Consider the following 24,685-nt stretch of genomic DNA (forward strand, 5'->3'; position numbering starts at 1 on the left):
CTCCCTGTCGCACAGGGCCGTGTCATATGGACAGGGGAATGCCTGTGCCGGCTCGCGTCGGGAGCGCCGGCGGCGGGCCTGACCTGCGGTGACTCGGCTCTGACTGGTTTGACCTCATAGGGGTTGGGTGGCCCCTTCGTTCGCCGTCATCCGGCACTGTCTCACCCGTTCGTATTTTTGCTGATTTGCGACGTGAGATAGATCACTCATTGATTGTTGGGTCTATGTCGGCTTGCTGACAGTCCGATATACCTGCCGACGTTTCATTCGCGGGTTGTTAACTGTCTGGTGGGTTGTTCGAGTGCTCCGCCGTTCCCTGGCAATTGTGTTGTCCATGACCATGGTCGTCCTCGGGACGGCTCAGGGGACGGCTGCCGCTGAAGAGCTGGTCCGTCAGGCTGCTCTGACAGCTACCGATCCTGGGCCTTTGCCCAAGCAGGGCGCGGGCGGCGCGGACGGCCAAGGGCACGATGCCACCACGGACGCGACCAGCGCCCAAGCCGAGGGCGGCCGACCCGGTGCCGTTCCCGCGCCGGGGGAGCTCCCGGAGGAGAAGCCGGCCTCGGCTCAGCCGACCGCGCCGGTCATACCGGCGCCGTCGAAGTTGCCGAAGACCGAGGCCAAGGTGGTGGATGCGCCGGCCAAGCAGCAGAGCCCCAAGGTCGACCCGGCCAAGAGCTTCGATCCGGCGAAGAGCAAGGAACTGCCGCAGCAGCGCACCGCGCAGCAGCGCACGTTCCAGAACGCGGACGGCACCTTCACCACCCGCAGCTACTCCAAGCCGGTCAACTTCCAGCGTAAGGACGGCTCCTGGGCGGCCATCGACACGACACTGATCCCGTCGGTCAAGGTGTCGGGCGGCCGGGCGGCGCCGACGCAGGACGGCTGGACCACGACCTCGGGTGAGCGTGAGCTGAAGCTGGCGTCCACTGCGAGCGCCGATCCGCTGGTCCAGCTCCAGCTCGGTGACGGCATGTCCGTCGGCTACGCACTCCAGGACGCCGCGCCGGTCCAGGGCACCGTGCAGAGCAGCACCATGACGTACCCGAACGCCCGGCCCCAGGCGGACGTGACGGTCCACGCGGGCAGCGCGTCGTTCAAGGAGGTCCTGGTCCTCAAGGATGCCACCGCGCCCACCGAGTGGGTCTATCCGCTGCGGCTGCAGGGAGTGACGGCCTCGCTGGACGCCAACGGCGCGGTGCTGTTCACCGATGCCGCGGGCAAGGTTCAGGCGCGGATGCCGGCCGGCTGGATGCAGGACTCCGCTTTCGCGCCGAACACGGAGGAGGGTGTGGTCTCCGGCGGGGTCGGCTACGAGTTGGTTCAGCTCGCCGCGGGCCCGGCGCTGAAGATGAAGCTGGACGAGACCTGGCTGCACGCTCCGGAGCGGGTCTTCCCGGTCATGGTCGACCCGCAGGTCTCCTCGGTCAAGGCCGTCGACGGCACGTACGTCCAGTCCCCGTACAACCTGGACTTCTCCGGGGACACCGTCCTTAAGGTCGGCACCTACGACGGCGGTGGCCACCAGGCGGCGTCGTTCATCCGGTTCAACGGCATCGAGAACTCGCTGAGCAACGCCAATATCCTCGGGGCCCGGCTGTCCCTGTACAACGGCTGGTCCTACAGCTGCACGCCGCGCACGGTGAGCATCCACCAGATCACCTCCGACTGGTGGGAGGGCTCGCTCAAGACGATGCCCGGCCCGTCCACCGGTCCGGCGCTGGCGGCGCCGTCCTTCGCCCACGGATGGCGCTCAAGCCCCACCGCCGGCTGGGCCTGCCCGGAGGCGTGGGAGTCGATCGACCTGGGCGCCGAGGGCCGCAACCTGGTGAACTCCTGGACGCATCACTGGACCCCGAACTACGGGCTGGCGATCAAGGCCGACGTGTGGGACTCGCTGTCCTGGAAGCAGTTCGGCAGCGACGACAACAACGGCGGCCAGCCGAGCCTGGACGTCACCTGGTCCAAGTACGGCGCGGACTACGAGCTGTGGGGCCTCATCCAGCCGGTGACGGCCACCCAGGAGGGCATCGTGCGGCTGCGCGCCTGGAACCGCGGCATGGAGACCTGGACACCCGGTAACAACTACAAGATGTCGTACCTGCTGCATGACCAGTGGGGCAACAACATCACCAACTACGGCACCAACATCGCCTGGACGTCGATGCCGTACGACGTCCCGCCGGGCGCCGGCGTGGTGATCGACGCGCACATCCACACGCTTCCGCAGGGCGCCTACACCGTCGGCTTCACCATGGACGACTACCAGACCCGCAACTTCTGGTACGACGCCTACGTGCCGCCGATCAACATCCAGATCTCCTCCGTCAACATGAACCCGCACATCACCGGGCTGGCCCCACCGTCAGGCGCGGTGGTGTACCAGCTGCAGCCGACCATCATTGCCGAGGGTGTGGACCCGGACCGGGCGCCGTTCCCCGAGTTGGACTACCGGTTCGAGGTGTGTCGGGTGGTCGGCGGCGACGCCCGCGTGGACTGCAAGCAGACCGACTGGCTGAAACGGCAAACCCGTTTCGTTGTTCCCGCGGGCTGGCTGACGTGGAACGAGCAGTACGCCTGGTACGCGCAGGCAGGCGATGGCTTCGGAGGGAGCGACTGGACACAAGCCTCCTATATCCGCACCGTGTTGCCCCAGCCGAACCAGTACGTCACCGGCTCGGACGCCGGCCGCAGCTTCAACACCGCCGTCGGCAACTACACCACCGCGGCCACCGACGCCGCGCTGCCCACCGTCGGCCCGGAGCTGTCGGTGACCCGCAGCTACAACTCGCTCGACGCGCGTACCGACGGCGCGTTCGGGGCCGGCTGGTCTACCTCCTGGGACATGCGGATCCAGGTTGAGTCGAGCAGCTGGCTCTCCCTGCCCGGAAACGTCCTGCTCACCGCCTCCAACGGTTCCCGGGCGAGGTTCGGCTGGGATCCGGGCAAGAACGCCTACGTCGCCGGCTCCGGCATGGCGGCCGACCTGCGTAAGACGGACAGTGGCGGCTGGACGCTGACCGACCGGGGCGGAAAGGTCCACACCTTCGGCCCCGACGGTCGGCTGACCAAGGTCACCGACACCGCCGGACACACCAAGGAACTTACCTACACAGGCGGCAAACCGACCCAGGTCAAGGACACCGCCTCCGGGCGCTCCCTCGACCTTGCCTGGACCGGGAACCACGTCACCACCGTCACCGCCACCGGCTCCACGGGTGCCTGGTCGTACCAGTACAACGGCGACCAGCTCACCAAGGTCTGCCCGCCGGGCATCGCCCTGACCGCCGACAAGGGCTGCACCGTCTACGAGTACGGCACCGGCTCGCGCTACCGCACCGCCGTGCGCGACGCCGGCCCGGCCGGCTACTGGCGCCTGGGCGAGGCCGACGGCACCACCGCCACCAACGACGCACAGGTCAGCGACCGGGCACCGGGCGATGCCAAGGACGTGGCCTGGGGCGCGCCCGGCGCCCTCGGCGGCAGCACCGACAAGGCGGTGACCTTCAACGGCCGGTCCACCTCCTACGTCGAGCTGCCCAACCGCACCATCAGCGCCTCCACCTACCGCACCGTCGAGCTGTGGTTCCGCACGGCCGCACCCGGGGTGATCCTCACCTACCAGAACCGCGCCATGGGCGAGGACCCCTACAACGTCGTTCCCGCGCTCTACATCGGCTCCGACGGCAAGCTGCGCGGCAAGTTCAACAGCCCCGGCGAGCCGGTCACCACCGCAGGCACCGTCACCGACAACGCCTGGCACCACGTCGTGCTCTCCGGCGCCCGCGACAACACCGCACTGTTCCTGGACGGCGCCAAGGTGGGGACCACCGCCGGCGATATCGACCACCTGAACATGGACCGCGCCTACCTGGGCGGCGGTTACACCGGCACCTGGCCCGGTGGCAACGGCGGCTGGTCGTGGTTTAACGGCCAGATCGACGACGCTGCGGTCTACGACTACCCGCTCACCGACCAGAGCGTCGCCGAGCACTACGCCCTGCGCACCGGCAGCACCCAGCTCACCAGGACCGTCCTGCCCTCCGGCCGCACCAGCGCCCAGGTGACGTACGACCAGGCCACCGAGCGGGTCACCAAGATCACGGACTCGGCCGGCAGCGACTGGAAGATCTCCGAGCCGACCTTCACCGGCGGCTCCTTCCTCTACAACAACGCCGTCAAGGCCTCCGACCCGGCCGGCTTCTGGCGCCTCGGCGAACGCGACGGGGCACTGGCCGCCAGCGAGATCGGCACCGGCCTGTCCGGCACCTACGGTGACGGCGTCACCAAGCGCGCCACCGGCGTGTTCGCGCCGACCGACGACACCGCGGTGCGCTTCGACGCCGGCCCCGCCTCCCAGATCGAGATCCCGCAGGACGTCCTGCACGCCAAGACCGACCTCGCCGTCGAACTGTGGTTCAGCACCGACCGCGACGGCGTGCTGCTGGGCGACCAGAGCCGTGCCATCAACGACCCGGCCGGCGTCGACGGCACCTGGACCCCGATCCTGTACGTCGGTAACGACGGCAAGCTGCGCGGCCGGTTCTACGGCAGCACGACCAGCGCCGTCTCAGCGAAGCAGGTCACCGACAGCGTCTGGCACCACGTCGTGCTCTCCGCCCAGGGCAGCCAGCAGACTCTCTACCTCGACGGCCAGGTCGTCGGCGTCCAGGACGGCGGCGTCAACCACCAGGCCAACACCCACACCTACCTCGGTGCCGGCTTCGCCAAGATGTGGCCCGCCTCGCCCGGCGACGTCAGCCACTTCATGGGAAGCATCGACGAAGCCGCGATCTACCAGCACCCGCTCAGCGAGGCCGACGTCGTCGCCCACTACCGCGCCCGCAGCGCCCAGGTCGCAGGCCAGGGCGTCGGCTACCGTGCCTCCGTGGTCGCCGACTCACCCGGCGGCCTCTGGCACCTCGACGAGAGCGGCGGCACCACCGCCGCCAGCGAAGTCGCCGCCATCCAGGGCAACGGCAGCTACGCGCCGGCTGCCAAGCCCGGCACCACCGGCGTCTTCGGCCCCGGCGACGGCCGCGCCACCGAGTTCAACGGCACTAGCAGCTCCTACATCGACCTGCCCACCCCGATCCTCCAGACGAAGACCGACATCGCCGCCGAGCTGTGGTTCCGCACCGGCGCACCCGGCGTCCTGCTGAACGTCCAGAGCGAGCCCATGGGCTCGGCCCCCTACAACACCACGCCCGTGCTCTACGTCGGCTCCGACGGCAAGCTGCGCGGCGCCTTCAACGGCATCAGCGGCGGCCCGATCACCTCGGGCGGCGCGGTCACCGACGGCTCCTGGCACCACGCCGCGATCAGCGCCGCACAGGGCACGCAGTCCCTGTACCTGGACGGCGCCCTGGTCGGCACCGCGAGCGGCACGGTCAGCCACCTCAACATGAACCGCACCTACCTGGGCGGCGGCTACGTCGGCACCTGGCCCGGCGGCAACGGCGGCTGGTCCTGGCTGAACGGCCAGCTCGACGAGGTCGCGTTCTACCAGCACCCGCTGAGCGCCGAGCGCGTCGCGGCGCACTACCAGGCCCGCTCGACCTCCTCCTCCGCCGAACTGGCCTCCCGGGTGACGCTCACCGACCCGGCCGGCAACGTGTCCACCGACATCCACGACGTCACCCGCGGCAACCGGCTGATAGCGCGTACCGACGAGGCCGGCAGTACCACCAGCTACACCTACGACACCGGCGGTTTCGTCCACACCGTCACCGACCCCAACGGCCACTCCACCGTCAGCGGCCAGGACGAGCGCGGCAACACCGTCTCACTGACCACCTGCCGGGACGCCAACTCCTGCTGGACGTCGTACACCAGCTACTACTTGAACAAGGACAACCCGCGCGACCCGCGCAACGACAAGCCCACCGAGACCCGCGACGCCCGCTCCACCGGCCCGTCCGACAACACCTACCGCACCACCGTCGCCTACAACGCGCTCGGCCTGCCCGAGACCACCACCCGCCCGGACGGGCGCACCACCCGCGCCTCCTACACCACCGGCAGCGAGCCGGCCGTCGGCGGCGGCACCACCCCGGCGGGCCTGCTCGCCACGGAGACCACCGCCGCAGGCGCCGTCACCGCGTACACCTACTACTCCTCGGGTGACCTCGCGGCCACCACCATGCCCAGCGGACTGAAGCTGACCTACGCGTACGACGCGGCGGGCCGCAAGATCTCGGCGACCGAGACCTCGGATGCCCAGCCGGCCGGCGTCACCACCACCTACGCCTACGACGCGCTGGGCCACCTGGTCGCGCAGACCGGGCCGAAGGTGACCGACGCCGTCTCCGGTGCCGAGCACCAGACGAAGACCACGGTGGTGTTCGACTTCGACGGCCGGATCACCGGCTCGACCACCGCCGACCTTGTCGGCAGCGACGGCTCCCGCACCACGTCCAGCAGCTACGACAGCGCGGGACGCCTGGAGACCGATACCGACGCGATGGGCGCCGTCACCCGCTACGGCTACGACGCGCTCGGCCGCCGCACCACCGTCACCGACGCGCTCGGCCAGGTCACCCGCTACACCTACACCCCGCGCAGCCAGCCGGCGACCACCGTCGTCGAAGGCTGGAACGGCGACGGCAAGGGCACCCGCGACCTCACCCTCGAATCCCGCGCCTACGACCCGGCCGGCCGGCTCGCCTCGGTCACCGACGCCATGGGCGCCACGACCTCCTACACCTACTTCGACGACGGCCTGCCCGCCGCCACCAAGGCCGAGAACGTCACCCAGGCCGACGGCACCACCCACTCGATCGTCCTGAAGGCCAACGAGTACGACGGCGCCGGCTACCTGGTCAAGCAGACCACCGGCGGCGGCCGCACCACGACCGTCAACACGATCGACAGTGCCGGGCGCGTCACCCAGAGCATCCTCGACCCCAACGGCCTGGGACGCACCAGCACCCTGGGCTACGACGCCGACGACCGCGTCACCATCACCTCGCTCAAGGTCAGCGACACCGAGAACAGCGTCCAGACCAACACCTACGACAACGCCGGCCGCCTCACCCGCAGCCAGCTCGCCTCCTCCACCGGCGGGCCGACCGCCGTCTCCACCTTCGCCTACGACCAGCGCGGCCTGATCACCGCAAGTACCTCGCCCAACGGCAACGCCACCGGCGCGAACCCGGCCGCCTACACCACCACCTACCAGTACGACACCCTCGGCCGGTGTACCACCACCATCGCCCCGCAGGTCGCCACGGAGAGCAACGGCGGCACGGCGACGAACGTCCGCCCGACCACCACCGCCGGCTACAACGCCTTCGGCGAGACCGTCTCGGCGAAGGACCCGCTCGGCAACATCGTCCGCAGCACCGTCGACAACCTCGGCCGCACCACCGAAGTCCGCCTGCCCGACTACACCCCGCCCGGCGCCACCACGCCGCTGACCGCGATCAGCAAGCTCGAATACGACAAGCTTTCGCGCGTGGTGGCCAGCACCGACCCGGCCGGCCGCAAGACCACCTTCGGCTACGACCGCCTCGACCACCAGACCCAGCTCGTCGAGCCGAACTCCCTCGGCTACCTCCAGCCCCCACTCGACGACAACCCGCCCACCTGGACCACCACCTGGACGCCCACCGGCCTCCCACTGTCGGCCACCGACCCGGTCGGCGCCCGCACCGAGGCCACCTACGACCAACTCGGCCGCACCCTCACCGCCACCATCGTCGAGCGCCAGCCCACCCCGCAGAACCTCACCACCAAGTTCACCTGGGACGACGCCGGCAACCAAACGGCCGTCACCACCCCCGGCGGCAGCACCAGCACCGCCACCTACAACACCGCCGGCCAGATCGCCACCAGCACCGACCCGCTTCTTCGCGTCACCAAGGCCGAGTACGACGGCCTCGGCCGCACCGTCAAGGCCATCGCCCCGCTCGGCGAATCCACCCGCACCCGCTACGACGCCCTCGGCAACCCCGCCGCCACCGACAACCTGGACGCCGCCGGAACCGTCCTGCGCACCACCACAGCAACCTTCGACCTCGAAGGACGCGTCCTCACCACCACCAGTCCGGCCACCGGCGCCGTCACCAGCACCGCCTACGACCCGCTGGGCCGCGTCACCAAGCTCACCGAGCCCGTCGCCACCGGCCAGGCCATCGTCACCACCTTCGGCTACGACGCCGCCGGCAACCGCACCCGCCTGACCGACGGCAAGGGCAACACCACTGTCTACACCTTCAACACCTGGGGTCTGCCCCACTCCACCATCGAGCCCTCCACCGCGGCCCACCCGGCCGCCTCCAGCCGGACCTGGACCACCACCTACGACGTGGCCGGCCAGGCCGTGAAGCTGGCCCTGCCGGGCAGCGTCACCCGCACCCGCACCTTCGACCCCGCCGGACGGCTGGTGAAGGAGAGCGGCACCGGCACCCAGGCCACCACCATCGACCGGGAGCTGACCTACGACAAGGCCGGCCGCCTGATCAAGCACAACTCCTCCGGCATCAGCGGGCAGCAGTACACCTACAACGACCGGGGCCTGCTGTTGAAGGCCGGCACCGACCTGAACGCGGCGAGCCAGACCTGGGAGTACGACGCGGACGGCCGCCTCACCAAGCGCTGGGACAAGGACACCGGTTCCACCTACATCGGCTACAAGACCGACGGGCAGCTGGACTGGGCGCACAACCCCCAGACCGGGACCCAGAACTGGTACGGCTACGACGGCGACGGCCGCCTGAGCAACCAGTGGTACGTCGCCCCCGACCCGGCCGACGCCACCCGCTGGAAGGCCATGTCCGAGCGCCGCCTCGGCTACGACCCGCTCGGCCGCCTCACCGGCGATCAGCTCCTCATCGGCGGCAACACCAACACCCCCCTCACCGGCACCGCCTACGAGTACGACCTCGACAACCGCCTCACCCGCAAGACCGCCAGCGGCACCCCGACCGACCCGGTGAAGGACAACCGCTACGGCTACGACCTCGCCGGACGCCTCACCTCCTGGACCGCCGACACCACCACAACCACCTACGAGTGGGACGCTGCCGGAAACCGCACCAAGAACGGCACCACCACCGCCACCTACGACGAACGCAACCGCCTCATCAGCGACGGCACCAGCACCTACCGCTACAACGCCCGCGGCACCCTCGCCCAGGCCACCACCGCCACCACCGACGAGGTCCTCACCTACGACGCCTTCGACCGCCTGATCACCGACGGCACCACCACCTACACCTACGACGGCCTCGACCGCGTCACCACCCGAAACGCCGCCAAATTCACCTACGACGGAGGCTCCAACAACCTCACCGGCGACGGCACCTGGAGCTACGCCCGCGACAGCGCCGGCAACCTCCTCGGCGCCACCAACGGCACCGCCAACCTGCGCATCCGCACCGACCAGCACACCGACGCCACCGCCACCCTCGACACCAACGGAACCTCCGTCGCCGGCGCCACCACCTACGACCCCTTCGGCCAGCCCACCGCCACCAGCGGCACCCGCTCCAGCCTCGGCTACCAGAGCGGCTGGACCGACCCCACCACCGGCGACGTCAACATGCACTCCCGCTGGTACCGCCCCGGCACCGGCGCCTTCACCAGCCGCGACAGTTGGCAGCTCGACCCCACCCCGTCCATCCAGGCCAACCGCTACACCTACGGCAACGCCAGCCCACTGAACGGCACCGACCCGTCCGGACATCAGGTCCTCATTGGCAACGACAACGCTGCCAACGGCCCGGTTGTCTTGCAGATCCAATACGGTCCCGCTGGTGGCGGTATCTCATTCGGTGGGGGCGGCAAGTTCAGCGGCACCACCACCATCAAGGCGGGAAGCAACCCAGCGCCAGCAGCCAAGCCAGCCGCCCCCGCCGAACCGTACGCCCCCAACGTCTCGGGCTACCGCTCGCCAAGTTCATCGAACAGCTTCATCAGGCCGGGTGTCCCTCCGGAGATTGCGGTTCGCTATAGCGGTGGCGGCTACAGCGGCTACAGCGGATACGGCTACGGTTCCGTGCCGAGCGACTACGCGGGCAGCGACATCTACCAGGAAAAGCAGGCGGCCCGGGAACACTGGCGATCCAGCTCCCCGACCTCCTCGCCCCAGAGCCCGACCGGCCTGTCCGCAGGAAGCCCCACGGGAACCCCCACCCGGAACTCCGGCCCCCAGCAGAACCCGACCTGTAAGACCTGCCAGGGAGCCAAGACACCTCCACGTCCCGCCGCGCCTAGGGCCGAGCCGCCCAAGCCCCTGTGGGACCCGACCAAGGCCTCGGTCGAGCGCCCCGCCCCCCAGCTCGACTGGACCCCCAGGGACCCCCGCGACACCCTCAACGTCATCGCCGCCTCCTACAGCAGCGCCGACATGCTCGCCATGCTGGTACTCGTACCGAACGTGCTCCCGAGCACGGCGACCGCCCCCGGCCCCCAGGCGGGCCAGAGCACCCAGCCCGATAAGGACAAGCCCCAGAGCTGTCTGGACCGTCGTCCGGCGGGATCCGACACCGACAACAAGGACGGAACCGGAGCTGGATGGATCATGTACGGGGACATGGAGAGCGTTGTCGGGAGCCCGGGAACGCAGCGCCCGACCGCAGCCGAAGCGTGCCTGACTGGCAAAACGAACGCGAGCCGCGGCACCGGAGCCGGAGGTAACATCGCAGGCTGGGCAGAGGCGTCCACCATTGCGCAAAATGGCGGTATCACGGTGACAAATAACACCTTGGCCCGTTGCCACTTCATTGCACGCGAGTTCGGGGGGCGCGGGAAGGCTCAGAACCTAGCCCCATGCTTCCAAACCGGCGTGAACACCAAGGGCGCCTCGATGCGGAGCTTCGAGGTGATGGTCGGAAATGCCATGAACGATAAGGCGAACCCCCAGATAGTCGACTATACGGTTGCGCCAATCTATAAGTCCCCCTCCAGTACGATTCCGGCGGGTTTCTTCATGGTGGCTATTGGTCAATACTGGAATGGCAGTCCGGGTTTGCGTGAATTTGCCTACGTGAGGAACGAGAAGGCGAGGCCCGATGGTGTCATGGTGCAATTGGGTAACTAGATGATGAAGGCTGATCGCATGCTGGGAGTTGGCAATGGATGAGGTATTTCAGCGCATACGGCGGATCATGGGTGAGCCGGTCTATGCCCCCGCACGGGTTCCGTGGGGGTTGGCTCCGGCTGAACTCGGCTCTCAGCTTCCGTCTGACTACAGGGCATTCGTCGATTTGTACGGCTCGGTGAGTTTCGCTGGCGAGTGGGGTGTGAACACCCCGATGCGCTCGCCCCTGGTCCCCGGTTCACCAGGAGGTCTGGCAGGGTGGCGTTTCGAGAATGACATCGAGTTCCGAGCACAGGTTGAGCTGGAGGACACCTTTCTCGGACAGGATCGCACACCGGTCTTTCCGGACCCTGCCGGGCTCCTCGCTTGGGGTGGCACCAGCAACTTTGGCCGCTGCTGCTGGCTCACCACGCATCCGGACCCGGACCGGTGGCCGGTGGTGCTCTGGTTCCGAGGTGAACTCGACCACTTCGACGGGGGATTCACCGACTTCGTGGCCACAGTGTTGAGTGGCGATTACGCCATGGAGGCTGAACTGTTGGCGTACGGGGATCCGGAGAGCGAGCCGATGCCTCCGGAGCCGCTATGGCGCCCCGGTTACGACTGGGAGGGCACCGACTGGCAGGCCCAGTGGCCCGTTCCCCCGGGCTCTAGGGACACCCCGTGGGTGATTCCTGCTGGTTGACACGACCAGAGTTGAGGATGGGGCAAAGAGCTGCCGCGCCGGTTCCGGGTTCGATCTGTGGTTCGGTTCAGCCACCGGCCCCCGACCGCGCTTGCCACCTGTTTGCGCTGCTCATCGGGGATGACGGGCCGAACTCACCACCTCGACTTACCTTCCTGGGTCCCCGCCTGGTGGTTGTGGTGGGTGGGTTGGGGCGTTGGTCGGTGTGGCCGAGCGCTGCGCTGTGCTTCTCGTTCTCGCGTCCGGCTGGTGCCGGCCGCTCGCGGTGCGTCGGGCGCGCGGCGCCCGCTGCCGTGCCGGCCGGGCTGGGGGTGTGGCGGGCGGTGCGTGCTGCGGGCAATGGGTTGCGGCACGCACCGCTCTCCTGATCCTGCCAGGGTCCGGTGGCGGGTTGTCAGGCAGGCCCGCTCGTTCGACTACGCGTCCAGGTGCGCGTTCGGCTGCTTGATGGGCTGCTCGTTCAGGTGCGCGTTCGGCCACCGGCGCCGATCCCCGCCCGGCGCCTTGCGCTGTGCGTGCCCTCAGTGCTCCGCCCCGTGGAGGTGCTTGTCCCACTGACCGGGCCAGACCCACTCGTACATCACCCGCCGCGCCCAGTAGCACCGGTTGATGCCGCGCAGGCGCTCGTCGTAGGACTCGACCGGGCTCGTCGACAGCGCGTTCCAGCGGTCCAGCCAGTACCCGTCTGCCTGGCGGAACGCGAAGGTTCCGCGGGCCTTGCGCATGTCGGCGAACGTCGTGGACGCCTCGACCTCCCGATGGAGCTCCAGATACAGGCTGCGCCGTGCCGGGTCGCTGGTGGTGGTGTCGGCGCGCAGCAACCGGGCGAAGGCGGACAAGGACATTTCGGAGTGGCTGCCGCCGCTGGAGTCCTACCGCTGCACGTACCTCACGGACTGGACCGTGGTGAAGACCCGCTGAGGCCTGTCCGTCGACGACAGGGAGCGCGAGGCCATGCAGCAGCTGGCGGCCGGCTGTCCGGACGAGAACCTGGCCGTGACCTCCGCCCGCGAGTCTTGGTGTCACGGGTGAGGCCGGGGCTTCAGCTGACAGTGATGCCGGACTGTTGGGCCCAGGCTGTGATGCGGGCGCGTTCCGGGTCGGCCCAGGCGGAGGTGTTGACTGTGCCATCGCGGGTGATCTGGGCCGCTTCCGCGAGTCCGTAGTGCTGGAAGAGATCGCCGATCAGGAGGGCGGAGGCCTGGACGAGCCCGATACTGCCGTCGGCCAGGTCGTCGACAAGGGCGTTGGCTTGGCCGACGGCCCTTCGCTTCGCTGTGGCGCCCCAGCGCTGCGCACTTCCCGATACCAAGCGCTGGTGGGAGAGATGGACGGGCTCCCAGCGGGGCCCGCCGATCACGGCGATTTTCGCGTTGGTGTTCGTACGGCTGAGGAGACGGGCACGGATTGTGGCGGTTCCCGATGCGCCGGTGCGGGTGACGGCGTGCCGTGCGAGGTGGCGTAGGGCGGACATGACCAGGGTGACGATCTCGTCAGTGTCGGCGCCGTGGCCCCATGGGTTGGCCTCGTCGGTTGCCAGCTGCCAGGTCGGAAGATCCACGGCCCACGCGCCGGAGCCGTCGCTGTGGAGCTCGGCGACGTAGCTTGCCGGGGCGTGGTCGAGGAGCACGATGCGTCGCGGGCCCACCCGGGTCTGGCCGAACGTTGCGCTTTCGCGTCCGAGCAAGGGTGCGGTCGACAGTTCTTGCCTGGTGACGTGTTGGAGCGTGCGGTTGTCGATGACCATACCGCCCGGTACGTCCGGTGCGAGTGCCACCGTCAGGAGCACCCTCCCCGCACCGCGATTCCGGACGTCGTCCTGAAGGTGGCGGGCGGTGTCCTCGATGTCGTCGTCGACACGCTGGATGTGCTCGCTGCGTTCAGCCAGTTGTTGGAAGCGGCGCCGGTATGCGGTGGCGACTTCAGGCTCGGTGAGCCAGCGAGTGGTGTCGCCGTCTCGTCGTGGGTAGGCGAGCCGGTGGTCCTGGTTGTGTTCGATGACGGCGTGGGGACCATCCAGGCTCCGGGGAACGGTGATCATCAGGATGCCCTGGTTCGAGCCAGGCGCGTCCTCCTTTGCGATCAGCTCGATTCGGGGAGCGGGCCGGACATTGGAGGCGACGATTGCGCGGATCTGTCGCAGCCGCCCATCGGTGAGCTCGACCGGGACGATGGCTGTGGGGGTACGGGACTTACGGTCCTCGGCCAGGCCGAGTAGCAGGACTCCGCCGGCTGTGTTGGCCAGCGCGGCGATGTCCTTGGCCAGTTCAGTCTTCTTGTCTGACGCGTAGTGGGCGGCCTTGTAGTCGAGGTCTTCGTCCTCGCATGCCTCCGGGTTGCCGACCAAAGCGGCCAACTCGGCAAAGGTGATCTGGTCAAGGGCGCCGCCGAACAGCGCCTCCAGGCGGTGGAATCTGGCAGGCATGACCCGACCCTAACGGGCTAGCCCGACAGGGGCACCGGGATCTGACAGATGGTGCCGCGCCGGTCCGCTCTCGGGCTCTCGGCTGGAGTTTGATGGGCTCCCTGGTCTGCATCGACTGTGGCGACGTTCCCGAGGAGGAGAGCACCTGGGAGTACGGCCGCCAGGGACAGGTCGAGTGGACCCGCCGCGCGGGTGGCCGCTGCTGGACCTGCCACCAGGACCGCGAGGAGCGGCTGGAACGGGAGGCCGAAGAACAGCTGGAGGCCGCCCGCACGGCCAACGCCGCGCTGCGCCCGTGCTGGACGTGCCGGTGTCCGCGCTCGTTGGTTGTGACCAGGCGGGGTGTGTCTGAGCTGGGGCTATCAGGTGGGTCGCTGGTTCCTGTGCGTGGGCTCCTTGGGGTGATGGGGGTGCCTGTGAGCGCTCTGACCTGCGGTTGGTCAGTTGTGCTGAGTGTTGGTCAGGTGTACTGGGAGCGGATAAGGCGGCGGTGGGGCGTCGTGCGAGGGTGGGTGTGACCTGTACTGAGTCCGGTGGGGCTAAATCCCCCTAAAAAGCGCCAAACTGCACCCTAGCGCGCGATTTGTCTAGACCATTCTGGTGGACCAGCGTGGGGGCCTGCGGGTTGGTATCGGGGCTGAGATGGTGACTATGCGTGATGGCCGGTGGGGTTGAGTGCCGTGTCGGCCTGCCGGCTGAGGTGGTTTGGGTGTCTCGGCTGTGTATTCGGGTGTGAATTTCTCCAGATGTTCCTGGATGCTGTTTTCTGGATTGGCTTCTTGGGGCGATCTGTATTCGATTGGATCGGGGGCGCGTGGTGGCCTGGCGTTCGGTTTGACGGGCCAGGCCGCTGCCGTGCCGTGTTTCACCGGCCTGCGCCGGTGCGCCAGCCTCGGCTCTTCCCCGGTGCACCGCCCGCGCCGCCCGCCCGCGTCGCCCAGGTGCCGCGCTCCGCTGCTGGGGTCCTGGCCGCTGTCCTGGTCGGCCGCCAGGCCGTCCCGCTGCGCCTGCGCCGTCAGGGCCGTGCCCTGCCCGCTCGCTGCGCCCGGTTCGGCCGCCCTGGCCGCCGTACCGCCCGCTGCTGCGCCCTGACCGCCCGTCCAGGCCGCTGTCCTGGCCCGGTGTTCGGTTTGGTGGTGCCGCTTCGGGAATTGCCCTGTTTGACGGTGCGCGCTGTTTTCGGGGGGTCTGGTGAGGTTTCAGGGGGGTGTAGTTGGGGTGTGGGGTGGTGGGTGGGCTGGGGTGTTGTTGGTGGAGTGAGAACGGGTGTGTGGGGGTTGGTGGGCTTAGGTGGTGGGTGTGAGCTGGGGATGTCGTGGGTTTTGTGAGTGTGGTGGCCGGTGTTGAGGGTTTCACCGTGCGCTAATGGCTGTTTTCGGGTTGTGGCTGGTCAGGACTGTTTTGCCTGGTCAGGATGGGTGTCTCGGGGGCTGTCCGGATGTTCGCCGGCGGGCCGTTCTTATTGATCTCGGGGTTTTCTTGGCTTATGTCGGGTGCGAGCGGGCGGGTCTTGGCTGTCCGGGGTGGTGTTCTCACTGGTCTTGAGGGGTTCTCAGCCGGCCGGGATTGTTATCGGACCCGTCCGCGGGAGTGGAGGCGGGGGTGGGTTTCTGCTTGGTGGTCCAGGCGCACCGCGTCGAGGGTTGTTTTGGTGATGCGTTCGGTGCCGTCGAGGATCGCGGTGAGGGCGGCTTCGCGGATGAGGCGGGCGAGGCTGCCGATGCGTCCGGCGGTGCGCTGGTGGAGGTAGGGGGCGTGGCGGGGCAGGGTGCCTGCCTGGTGGCGCTGGAGGTCGAGGGCTGCTTCCAGGTCGGTGACGAGGTCGGTGAACGGGCGGCGGGCGCCGAGGCGGGCGGGTAGGGCACCGGTCTCCACAAGGGAAGCGCGGGCGGCGAGTTGAGCACCGCGAACCCCGCTGAACAACGCTGTGCCGGTGACGTCGATGCCGGCGTAGACGAAGGTCGCGCCGATGCGTTCGGTGAGGTCTTTCAACAGGTCGGCGGCTTCGGCGCCGGTGGTGGTGCGGGGGTTGAGGCGGTGGATCTCGTCGATCAGTACCAGACGCACACCGGCGGTGTTGTAGGTGTGGCAGACGGCCTGCATCAGCTGCGCCTGGGTCATGCGGGCGGTGACGGGGATGCCGAGGTAGCGGGCGAAACCCGCGGTCAGGGTCTTGGCGCTCGCCCCTGGGGGACGAGGACGTAGGCGACGGGCACCACCGGCTGCTGTCCGGGCGTGGGTGGGTGCTGGCGCGTGTGGGCGAGGTGGCAGGTGCGGCCAACCTCGAGGAGCGCGGTGGTCTTCCCGGTGGCGGCGGGGCCGGTGAGGATCAGGCTGGGGCGGGCGGTGGTGCGCTGGTGGCGTCCGAGCAGCATCAGACGCCGCACCGTGAGCGCGAGTGTGTCAATGGCGGGGGTGCGGACGGTGACGAACGCGGAGTGGTAGGCCAGGCGCTCCTCGATACTGCGCTGCGGCTCTCCGGGCGCGGGTGGCGCGGGGGCGGGGGTGGTGGCGAAGGTCTGGAAGCCATGCCAGGTGTCCACCGCGTACGGCGTCTCCTGCGCCGGCTCCGTCGTGGTGTCGGCGGTGTTCGTGCGGGTGTTGTTCATCGCTGGTGCCCTGTTTCTCCGGTGCCCGCGGGTGCTGGAGCGTGCCGGCACTCGGTGTGAGGGCTCTGACCGGGCGCCGTGCTCCCAGCTCTGGCGGCCTCGGCGGTTGCGGGGAGCGCTCGGTGGCGCGGTCGGCAGCGCTGCAAGGCCCCGGCACGGCCGCGCAACGCTCCGGCACGGCCCGGCTGCGCCCGCCTCTGGCCTGTCGAGGCCGCTGCCGGTCCGGGGCGGTAGTGGTGGTGACGTCGGCCGTTGTCGGGCCCGGGGGCGTGGTTGCGGGCGGTGTTCACCATCGTTCGGCTTCCTGGTGGGCGTTCCACAGGCCGAGGCCGGTGTAGGGCGGGGCGGGGGAGCGGCTGCTGGGCTGCCCGCCGCTCCACTCGTCGGTCCAACCGTCGTCGTCCTCGTCGTGGTCGTCGCTCGACTCGCCGGTGTCGGGTTCGGTGTCCAGGGCGTCCAGGCTCTCGGTGTCCTCCCAGCCGCCCGTGTCCGCGCCGCGCGCGCCCGCACCGCCCCCGGCGCGGGGGCGGTGCGCGGTTCGTCCGGCCGCGTTCGGCTGCCTTGGTGTGCCCGCGCGGTTTTCCCGCCCCGGCTGTGCCGGGTGTGCCGCGTCGTCGCCGGTTCTGGTGGGGTGGGGGATGCGGGCGGGCATGGCGCGGGTGAGGAGGGCTTGTTCGGTGCGGGTGGCGTGGCCGGCGCTGCTGCGGCGTTGGAGGTCGTCGAGGGCCTGGGCGAGGTCGGCCTCGTGCTGGTCGTGGTTGCCGCGGCGAAGGGCGGTGGTGCGGATGTGGGCCCAGGTGCGGTCGTCGAAGGGATGGTGGACGTGGTCGCGGTGGATCCAGGGGATCTCCACCAGGTCGTCTCGGTCGGGCAGGCGGACCCAGATCTGGCGCAGGTCGTGGGGGTTGTGGTGGACCTCCCACCGGCCGGCCCGGGCGGCGACGGGAGAGGGCTGGCCGCGGTAGGGGCCGAGGAGGTCGTGGTCGTAGGTGCGCTGGCCCAGGCGGATGCCGTGGTCGTTGATGGTGAGCCAGCGCACGGGCAGCAGTTCGAGGTAGTCCCGCCCCGATAGCGGGAGCGGGACGTGCCCGGCGACGGCGGTCAGCGCGCCCCACATCTCGTTCGGCGTCAGCTTGGCCTTGGGCAGCACGGGGTGGCGCAGGCCGTTGTGGGGACGGTGGTGCCAGTGGACGAGCCATTCGTCGAGGAGGTCCTGCAGCTGCGTGACGCTGTAGCAGGCGTGCTGTTCGACATCGCGGCCACGCTCGGTGACGTTGGAGCCGGTGTAGCCGGGCAGGTACTGGCAGAACAGCGTGTTGATCGACCCGAACGTCCGCTCCACGATCCCCTTCGCTGTCGGCGCATGCGGCGGGGCAGGCTGCACACTGACCCCGAGACTCTGGCAGGCGGCGGTGAACGTCTCGGAGAGGTAGATCTTCCCGCGGTCGACGACGATCGTCTCCGGTACCACCACCGGCCGCGCCGCAGCGCCCTCAAGACGGTCGTCGACTGCCATCAACTCCTCCCGGTGAGGGATGGAGGAGCGGGCGAAGCGCAGCACCGCGGGCCAGGTGGGCCGGGCGGGGTGCGGGACGGCCATTTCGGCCAGCAGCAAGGCGGCGTCGACGGCCTTGGTGCTGTGAGGGCGCAGGACGGCGGCCAGGATGGAGCGCGTGGCGACATCGACAGCGATCGTCAGCTCGGGCCGGCCCAGGGTCCCGTCCTCGAAGACGGCCAGCACGTCCAGGCGGGTGGTGTCGACCTGGACCTGCTCGCCCGGGCGCAGCGCAACGGTCGGGGTGAACGCCCGTCCTTCCCGCGGCCCGGGGACACCGTCGCCGCGCCCGTGCAGGCCGTCGCGCGGGTCGGTGATCTGGGCCACGAGCCGGTAGAAGGTGGCCTGCGAGCACATCGCCACCGCGTCTCCGTGCCGCTCCACGAGGATCCGCGCCGCCACGGGGAACAGCGCCTTCACCGTTCCCTTGGAGCGGCCACGCCGGCGCCGGATCGCCTCCTTCACCGCGGCCACGACCCGCTCGTCGGTGCGCCCCGCGAGGCTGGGCCCGCGGGTCGAACGGTGGTCGACCAGCCCCCACAGGCCCTGCTTGCGGTAGTCCAGCCGCATCTTCTGCACCGTGGAACGCGAGATCCGCCCGAAGCCGAGCGCGGTGAGCTCCTCGGCCTTGGCCTGCTCCCGCTGCGCCAGCGTGTACCGCTCGGGGTCGTAGCGCTCGTTGGCCACATAGCCCGCGCCCGCCCCGTCGGGGTGGCCGGTCTCCACCTCGCGGATGTGCCGCCGCAACGCCAGCGCCCGCTCCCTGGCCGCCGCCGGAGCGGTCTCGAACAGGCCCCACAGCGGCGGCGCCTGCGCCTTCCCGCCGGCCTCGGGGCCGACGAGGGCGAACGTGGGGTCGGCGAACAGGTGCCCGGCGAGCACGACTTCGTCCCGGCCCTCGGCAACCAGGTGGATCCGCTGGCCGGCCAGGCCGACGACCTGCCAGCGCAATCCCCGGAAGCAGACCTGTCCGCCGACCGACACCACCGGCCGCCCACCACGCCGCTGCGCCCCCGCGCTCACAGCCCACCTCCGCCGAAACCGCCCGCCACCCCAGTCATCCTTGTCCCGCTGCTCCCCGCCTCGGTCCGTACGCGTCCCGGGCCGACGAGGACGCCCTGGTGCAGCGGGCGTTCGAGAGAGACTGCCAACTGGCCGTGCCACAGGGCGTGGAAGACGGCGGGCAGGACCGTCATCGGGGTGCCGACCGCCTGAACGCCCTCCAGGAGCGGCCTGGGCCGCGCGAATGCCTCCAGCAGCGCGTCCGCTACCTCGGGGCGGCCCCGGAAGCGCGGGTGGCGGTAGCCGGCCAGCCACCTCAGGTTCGCCGCGAACACCGCATCCAGCGTCTCCAGGCGCCGGTAGCGCCAGCCGATCAGGTCGCACGCCGCCCGTGAGGCCTGCGCGGCGCTCAGCGCCCGCTCACCGCCCGCCTCCGGATGACCGGGGCAGTCGGCCAGCAGAGCGGTGCCGTCCGCGTACCGGGCGAACAGCTGCGGCACCCACGAGCGCACCCGGCCCCGCCCGTCGCGCCACACCAGCCGCGCCGGCCGCCCTGCCAGCCCCACCACGAACGGGTCGCGGTCCAGGACCATCAGCTGGGCGCGCATCGCGTTCGACCCGGCGACCACGTGCCGCCCGGTGGTCGCCGACCACCACAGCCCCGGCCCCCATCTGCGCCCCGGCACGACCGGGAACGCGGACACCGGCGCCAGGTCCTCGAACGCCACCGCCACACAGGCGTCCTCCCACCGCTGCCGCACCTCCCGGCCGACCGGGTCGAGGAACACCGCCTCGAACCCCGCCCGCCCATCCACATCCACCGGGCCCGCGAATCCACTCGCCCCGGCCACACCGTCCACATCGCTCACGGTTCTCAGCCAACCCACCACACACGCTCACGCGAACCGCTTTCGCCGTTCCTACCCCACCTCGTGACCTGGTGCGGTAGAGGGCTCCCGCGTTCTCACCCAGGCCCACACCCCACCGACCGAGCCCAAGCCCGGTACACCTCACACAGCGACTGCCCCACGGCCCGACCTGCGCCCCGGACGCGGCGAGGCGCCCCCATCAACCCGCCGAAACCTCTACCGCCCAGCCCCTCCTCCAGTCCCGAGCACCTTGGCGAGCGCGCCCGGGGACAGCCCCGCCCACGCGGCCACGTCCCCGTGCCGCACTCCGGCCTCCACCGCCGCCTCCGCGACCTCCCGTACCGCCTCCTGCAGCCGAGTGATGCTGTAGCCCAGGCCCATCAGCAGCCGCTCGGCGGCCTCCGTACTGCTGCCCCGCTGCGCCCCGCGCAGCTGGATCAGCTGCTCCTGTGCGTCGTCCAGCAAGTTGTCGATCAGCATGCGACGCTCGGGCGCCACCGCCGAGCGCCACGCCGTCCCTGACCCCGGCAGCCTGGCTTCTTTCGTCAGTGCCCGCAGCTGCGCGGCCATGCCCGGCGGCTGGAGCTCCTGGCGCACCCACCACAGACCGTCCCGGTGACCGGGCGGCACGGCCACGCCGCGGCGTCGGCGGATCACCGCGCCCATCCAGGCGATCAGCGGCCCGCCGTAGTCGACCGCAGCCAGCGGCCCCAGCCACGGGCGTCCCACCCGCTCGCCCAGCCGCCGGCAGAACGCCCCGTCCGCCGGCAGTGCCCGAGGCCGCCCGGCCCCGCTGTCTTGCCAGATCAGATCGGCCATCACCGGATTCAGCAGCGCGGCTGCGACCTCCACCGCCTCCGGGAAGACGGCCGCGTCCCGCGCCACCGCCCGCCACCGCCAGAAGTCCCCGCCCGCCGCCCCGCCCGCCAGGGCGTGCAGCCGAGCCGGCCACACCCGCTCGTCCGGCCACTCCAACGCCAGATCCCACCACCGGCACACCACCGCCCACGCCACCGAGAACACCTCCCCAGGCTCCACCCCCGCCCGCACCGCCCGACGGACCACCCCCGCCCACCGCCGCTGCGCCTCGCAGATCTCTGGCAGGCCACGCAGGTCCAGGGACTCCAGCGCCTGGTCCGCGTCCGCGTCTAGCAGCCACCGCCAGTGCCGCGTACACACCCGCTCCCACCGCTGCGCGTACCGCACCACCCGCACCGGCTCCCCGGACCGCCGGGCCGCACACGACCGGCACCCGAACGCCACCGGCCCCACCACCGAACCGCCCACCCGCCACACCGCCCCAGGGCCGCTCCCACCCGCCCGCGAGGCCAGCTTCTCGTCGTCCAGCCCCCACGCCGGCAACGCACGCCCCAACACCTCCTCGCCGACCCCGCACAACCCGGCCAGCACCCGCCGTCCGGCCCCATCCAGCAGCACCTCGGCATCCGCCCGCAGCACACCGCCCTCGTGCCGCGGCCGGTGGCCATGCCACTGCCAGGACGTCAGAAGGGCAGCGTCGGCCAGGCCGTAGCGGGCGGCGACCCGCCCAAGGAACGAGGAGACCGTCTCGCCGGCGAAAGGAGACACACGGAAGATCCCGGGAACCATGACCCCAGCCTCGCGGAGAACCGCAGAACCCGAAGGCAGTTCTCTTCTTCCCGCCCCGCCCGCCTACTCTCGGCATGTCGATCAAGAACGCACCCCAGATCGCCCGCGCGGCCAACGCGCAGCTGCGTCCGTGCTGGACGTGCCGGGGCTCGATCGGGGGAAGGAGGGCTCGAAGCTGGAGCTGCGGGAGAATGCCCGGTCGGACCGGCTGGAGTGCCCGGAGTGCGTACAGGCCCGCGCCGCAAAGGACTTGGGCCCGCTGATGCTGCCGGTCCCGACCAAGCGCGAGCTGGTGGCCGCGCTGGTCTCCACTCCAGACGATCCGTGGTGGGAGGAGCGGGTGCTGCACGCGAAGCTCTACCCGGCGAGGGGGCCGTCGGGTGTGACCTGTTGGTTGTGGTGGGTGTGTTTTGGCCTCGCATGCCGCGTTGTCTGGACCTTTGGTTGGACCTGTTGGGGGTGATGGGCGGGGGTGGGTGGTCGGCTGGTTTGGTGACTGTGTGTGGTGGCGGGTGGGGTCGGGGGGTCGGGTCGGCCTGTTCGGGGGTGGGCCGGGTGTTGTGGGCTGTTTTCGGGGGTGAATTCCGCCGGGTATTCCGCCCGGTTGTTTTGGCGGATTGGTTGCCGGTGGTGGTTTGAATTCGGGTCGGAATTTCGGTGGCCGGGGGTGGCGGCGGGGCCGGTGTTCGGTTTGGTGGGGTCGGGCTGGGCGCCGCCGGGCGGCCGCCGTCCGGGCCGTGCCGCCGTCCTGGTGCTGCGCCCCGTCCTGGTGCTGCGCCCCGTCCTGGCCGTGTGCTGGCTGCCGTGCGGCGCTGCGCCGCTGTTCCGGGTTGATGGGCGCCGCCGGGCGGCCGCCGTCCGGACCGGTGTTGTACTGCTGCCCGCTGGGCTGGGGCGCCGGCCATGCCCGTCCACCGTGCCTCGCCGGGGCCTGCCCACAGGAACTCTCGTGTGGCCCCGGACGCTGGTCTGTGCGTATCCGCGCACGATGACCCGGTCTCAGCGGCCGGGAGAGAGGAGCTTCCTGGTGAGCACGCCCCCTGCCGACGGGCAGAGCGAGTTGGTCTTCTACCCGACCACGCTCAAGGGAGGCCGTGAGACGTACTCGCGGCACCCTGAGCCCGCGGTCTGGTGCTGCCACGGCCACGTGCCGGGGCTCGACCACGCGACCTACCGGAGGGCCGTCTCCGTACACGAGGCCGGCCACACGGTGGTCGCTCTTCACGTCGGGATGCACGTCCAGGGCGTTGAGATCGTCGAGCACACCCGGGACGTGGGCTGTGGGCCGCGGCTGGAGCTGGAAGGCACTATGAGCCCGGGCCCCAATGAGCTGGCGTACTCGGCGCTGGTCAAGCAGCTGGCCGCCGGGGAGCGAGCCGAGCAGCGCTGGCTCCGGGACAACGGCCTCTGGACCCAAGACCGAGGGTGGGCGGCAGAGATGGGTGCCCTGCACGACCGCGATGCGGCAGTCCCGAGCCTCCGGGCGCTAGCTGAGAGCGATGACCCGGCGAGACTGCTCTGGACGTACCTCTACTTCGGCAACCAGGTCGAGGACGTCCTCGACCTGCATTGGGCGGAGGTACTCGTTCTGGGCGAAGCACTAGACGAAGCAGGCGAGCTGACCGGCGATCAGGCTGCCGCTCTCGCCGGCTTGCCAAACCCGGCGCCTGCCTGATCCTTCCGGCAGCCGTACTCCGCCTCCGCAGCTGGGCCTTGGCTGCCGTTCTGGTCGGCCGCCAGGCCGTCCGGCTGCGCCCGCCTCGGCCGTCCGGCCGTTGTGCCCGTGCCCGCCCTGGCTGCCCGGTGCCGCCCCCGCTGCTGCGGCCTGGCCGCCCGTCCTGGCCGCTGTCCTGGCTCGGTGTTCGGTTTGGTGGCGACGCTTCGGGAATTGTCCGGTTGACGGTGCGCGCTGTTTCCGGGCGGTCTGGATTGGCGGTCGCGGTGTCGGTGGGGAGGGCCGTAGGCCCCTTTCCGAGACATCTGAATGCGATTCCTCGCCGCTGCGCCCAGAAAGGTGTTCAGATTACTACCTGAAAGGGAGCGGAAGGTAATTCGCGTTCCCGCCAGAAGTGCGGCCGAATAGAGCGGAATGGACGGTTGCCGCGAGGTTTCCTGTTCGCGTTCCGCGCCCGTCCTGGAACCGGTAGGATAGGGCTGTACGGAAGTCGGGGAAACGCCGCCTGATTCGCTTCGGATTCCGGCCGGGAGTCCGCGGTTGAGGGCCCGTCAGGGACCGCCGTCCGGGGCGCCCGTGAGCGCCCGCCACCCGGGCCGGGGGAGGCCGAGCCGGAGCCGGTGCCCGGAGGTTGCCCCCGAGGGCCGCAGGCCCCGCCCCAGGGGCGCCGGATGTGCCGCCAGCCCAGCAACCAGGCGGCGGACCGGCCATCGGCCGGTACCGGGGGAGGGGGCCGGGGGGTGAGGTTGTGACTGATACCCGAAGTCCGCGACACATCGTCAACGCCCGGCGCCGCAGGCCCGGGCCGGCACCCCGTCCGATCGGAGGGATGGGCCGCTACCCGAATTTCGCGTCACATCGTCAACGCTCACGCCTGGGCACAGTCCGGAAAGCGCGGTCAGCAAAGCGGCCCGTAGGGCCGTGAAAAGCCCAGCCGAACGGGACGGGAAAGCCGACTGATTGACGGGCCGTAGGCCCCGGGGAAAAGCCCGGGCCGAGCGGAGCGCAGCGACGCCCGACACCCGCCCCGACGGCGCGTGCCGCGCCCGCGAATTCGCCGCAGGCGAATTCCCCCAACCATGCACCGCCCAGCCCGGCGCAGCCGGGCCACACTACGCACGGTGACGGCGCAGCCGTCACCCCCGCACCTGGCGGTGCGTCAGCACCGCCAGAGGAGCCGTCAGGCGACGACTAAGCCGTAGGCTTCCGCCCC

9 protein-coding genes and 1 pseudogene are annotated in these 24,685 nt (G+C 70.2%); 4 read left to right on the forward strand and 6 right to left on the reverse strand.

All coding sequences use genetic code 11. The annotated features are described in order from the left end of the window. Positions 1-427 precede the first annotated feature (427 nt). Together ACZ3YO_RS38100 and ACZ3YO_RS38105 are read left to right on the forward strand one after the other, a co-directional pair. The gene (locus tag ACZ3YO_RS38100) at positions 428-11,044 is read left to right on the forward strand and encodes a LamG-like jellyroll fold domain-containing protein (RefSeq protein ID WP_465578640.1); all 10,617 of its coding nucleotides are present in this window, start codon (positions 428-430) and stop codon (positions 11,042-11,044) included. A gap of 34 nt (positions 11,045-11,078) precedes the next feature. Then, positions 11,079-11,729 (forward strand): hypothetical protein, encoded by a 651-nt coding sequence (locus ACZ3YO_RS38105; protein ID WP_465578642.1) that lies wholly within the window; start codon positions 11,079-11,081, stop codon positions 11,727-11,729. Positions 11,730-12,250: 521 nt separating this feature from the next. On the opposite strand, the gene ACZ3YO_RS38110 is transcribed toward ACZ3YO_RS38105, so the two are convergent. The 6 genes and pseudogenes from ACZ3YO_RS38110 to ACZ3YO_RS38135 all read right to left on the reverse strand — a co-directional run bounded on the left by ACZ3YO_RS38110 (position 12,251) and on the right by ACZ3YO_RS38135 (position 21,776). Beyond that, positions 12,251-12,574 (reverse strand): hypothetical protein, encoded by a 324-nt coding sequence (locus ACZ3YO_RS38110; protein ID WP_465578644.1) that lies wholly within the window; start codon positions 12,572-12,574, stop codon positions 12,251-12,253. Between the two features lie 197 nt (positions 12,575-12,771). Further along, the gene (locus ACZ3YO_RS38115) at positions 12,772-14,154 is read right to left on the reverse strand and encodes an AlbA family DNA-binding domain-containing protein (protein WP_465578646.1); all 1,383 of its coding nucleotides are present in this window, start codon (positions 14,152-14,154) and stop codon (positions 12,772-12,774) included. A gap of 1,569 nt (positions 14,155-15,723) precedes the next feature. After that, positions 15,724-16,697 (reverse strand): annotated as a pseudogene (locus ACZ3YO_RS38120) (TniB family NTP-binding protein). A 352-nt stretch (positions 16,698-17,049) separates the two neighbouring features. Beyond that, positions 17,050-19,341, reverse strand: coding sequence for a Mu transposase C-terminal domain-containing protein (locus ACZ3YO_RS38125; RefSeq protein ID WP_465578648.1), 2,292 nt, complete (start codon positions 19,339-19,341; stop codon positions 17,050-17,052). Then, positions 19,338-20,180: a TnsA-like heteromeric transposase endonuclease subunit gene (locus ACZ3YO_RS38130; RefSeq protein WP_465578658.1), complete on the reverse strand. Its 843-nt coding sequence runs from the start codon at positions 20,178-20,180 to the stop codon at positions 19,338-19,340. Before ACZ3YO_RS38130 ends, ACZ3YO_RS38125 begins: the two co-directional genes overlap by 4 nt. 225 nt (positions 20,181-20,405) lie before the next feature. Then, the gene (locus ACZ3YO_RS38135) at positions 20,406-21,776 is read right to left on the reverse strand and encodes a DNA-binding protein (RefSeq protein ID WP_465578650.1); all 1,371 of its coding nucleotides are present in this window, start codon (positions 21,774-21,776) and stop codon (positions 20,406-20,408) included. A gap of 151 nt (positions 21,777-21,927) precedes the next feature. On the opposite strand from ACZ3YO_RS38135, the gene ACZ3YO_RS38140 reads away from it, so the two are divergent. Both ACZ3YO_RS38140 and ACZ3YO_RS38145 read left to right on the forward strand, forming a co-directional pair. Continuing rightward, positions 21,928-22,260 (forward strand): hypothetical protein, encoded by a 333-nt coding sequence (locus tag ACZ3YO_RS38140; RefSeq protein ID WP_465578652.1) that lies wholly within the window; start codon positions 21,928-21,930, stop codon positions 22,258-22,260. A gap of 564 nt (positions 22,261-22,824) precedes the next feature. Next, complete coding sequence (locus tag ACZ3YO_RS38145; RefSeq protein WP_465578654.1) at positions 22,825-23,472, forward strand: hypothetical protein; 648 nt, start codon at positions 22,825-22,827, stop codon at positions 23,470-23,472. Positions 23,473-24,685: the final 1,213 nt, after the last annotated feature.

This window comes from Kitasatospora sp. NPDC022785 (assembly GCF_055561295.1).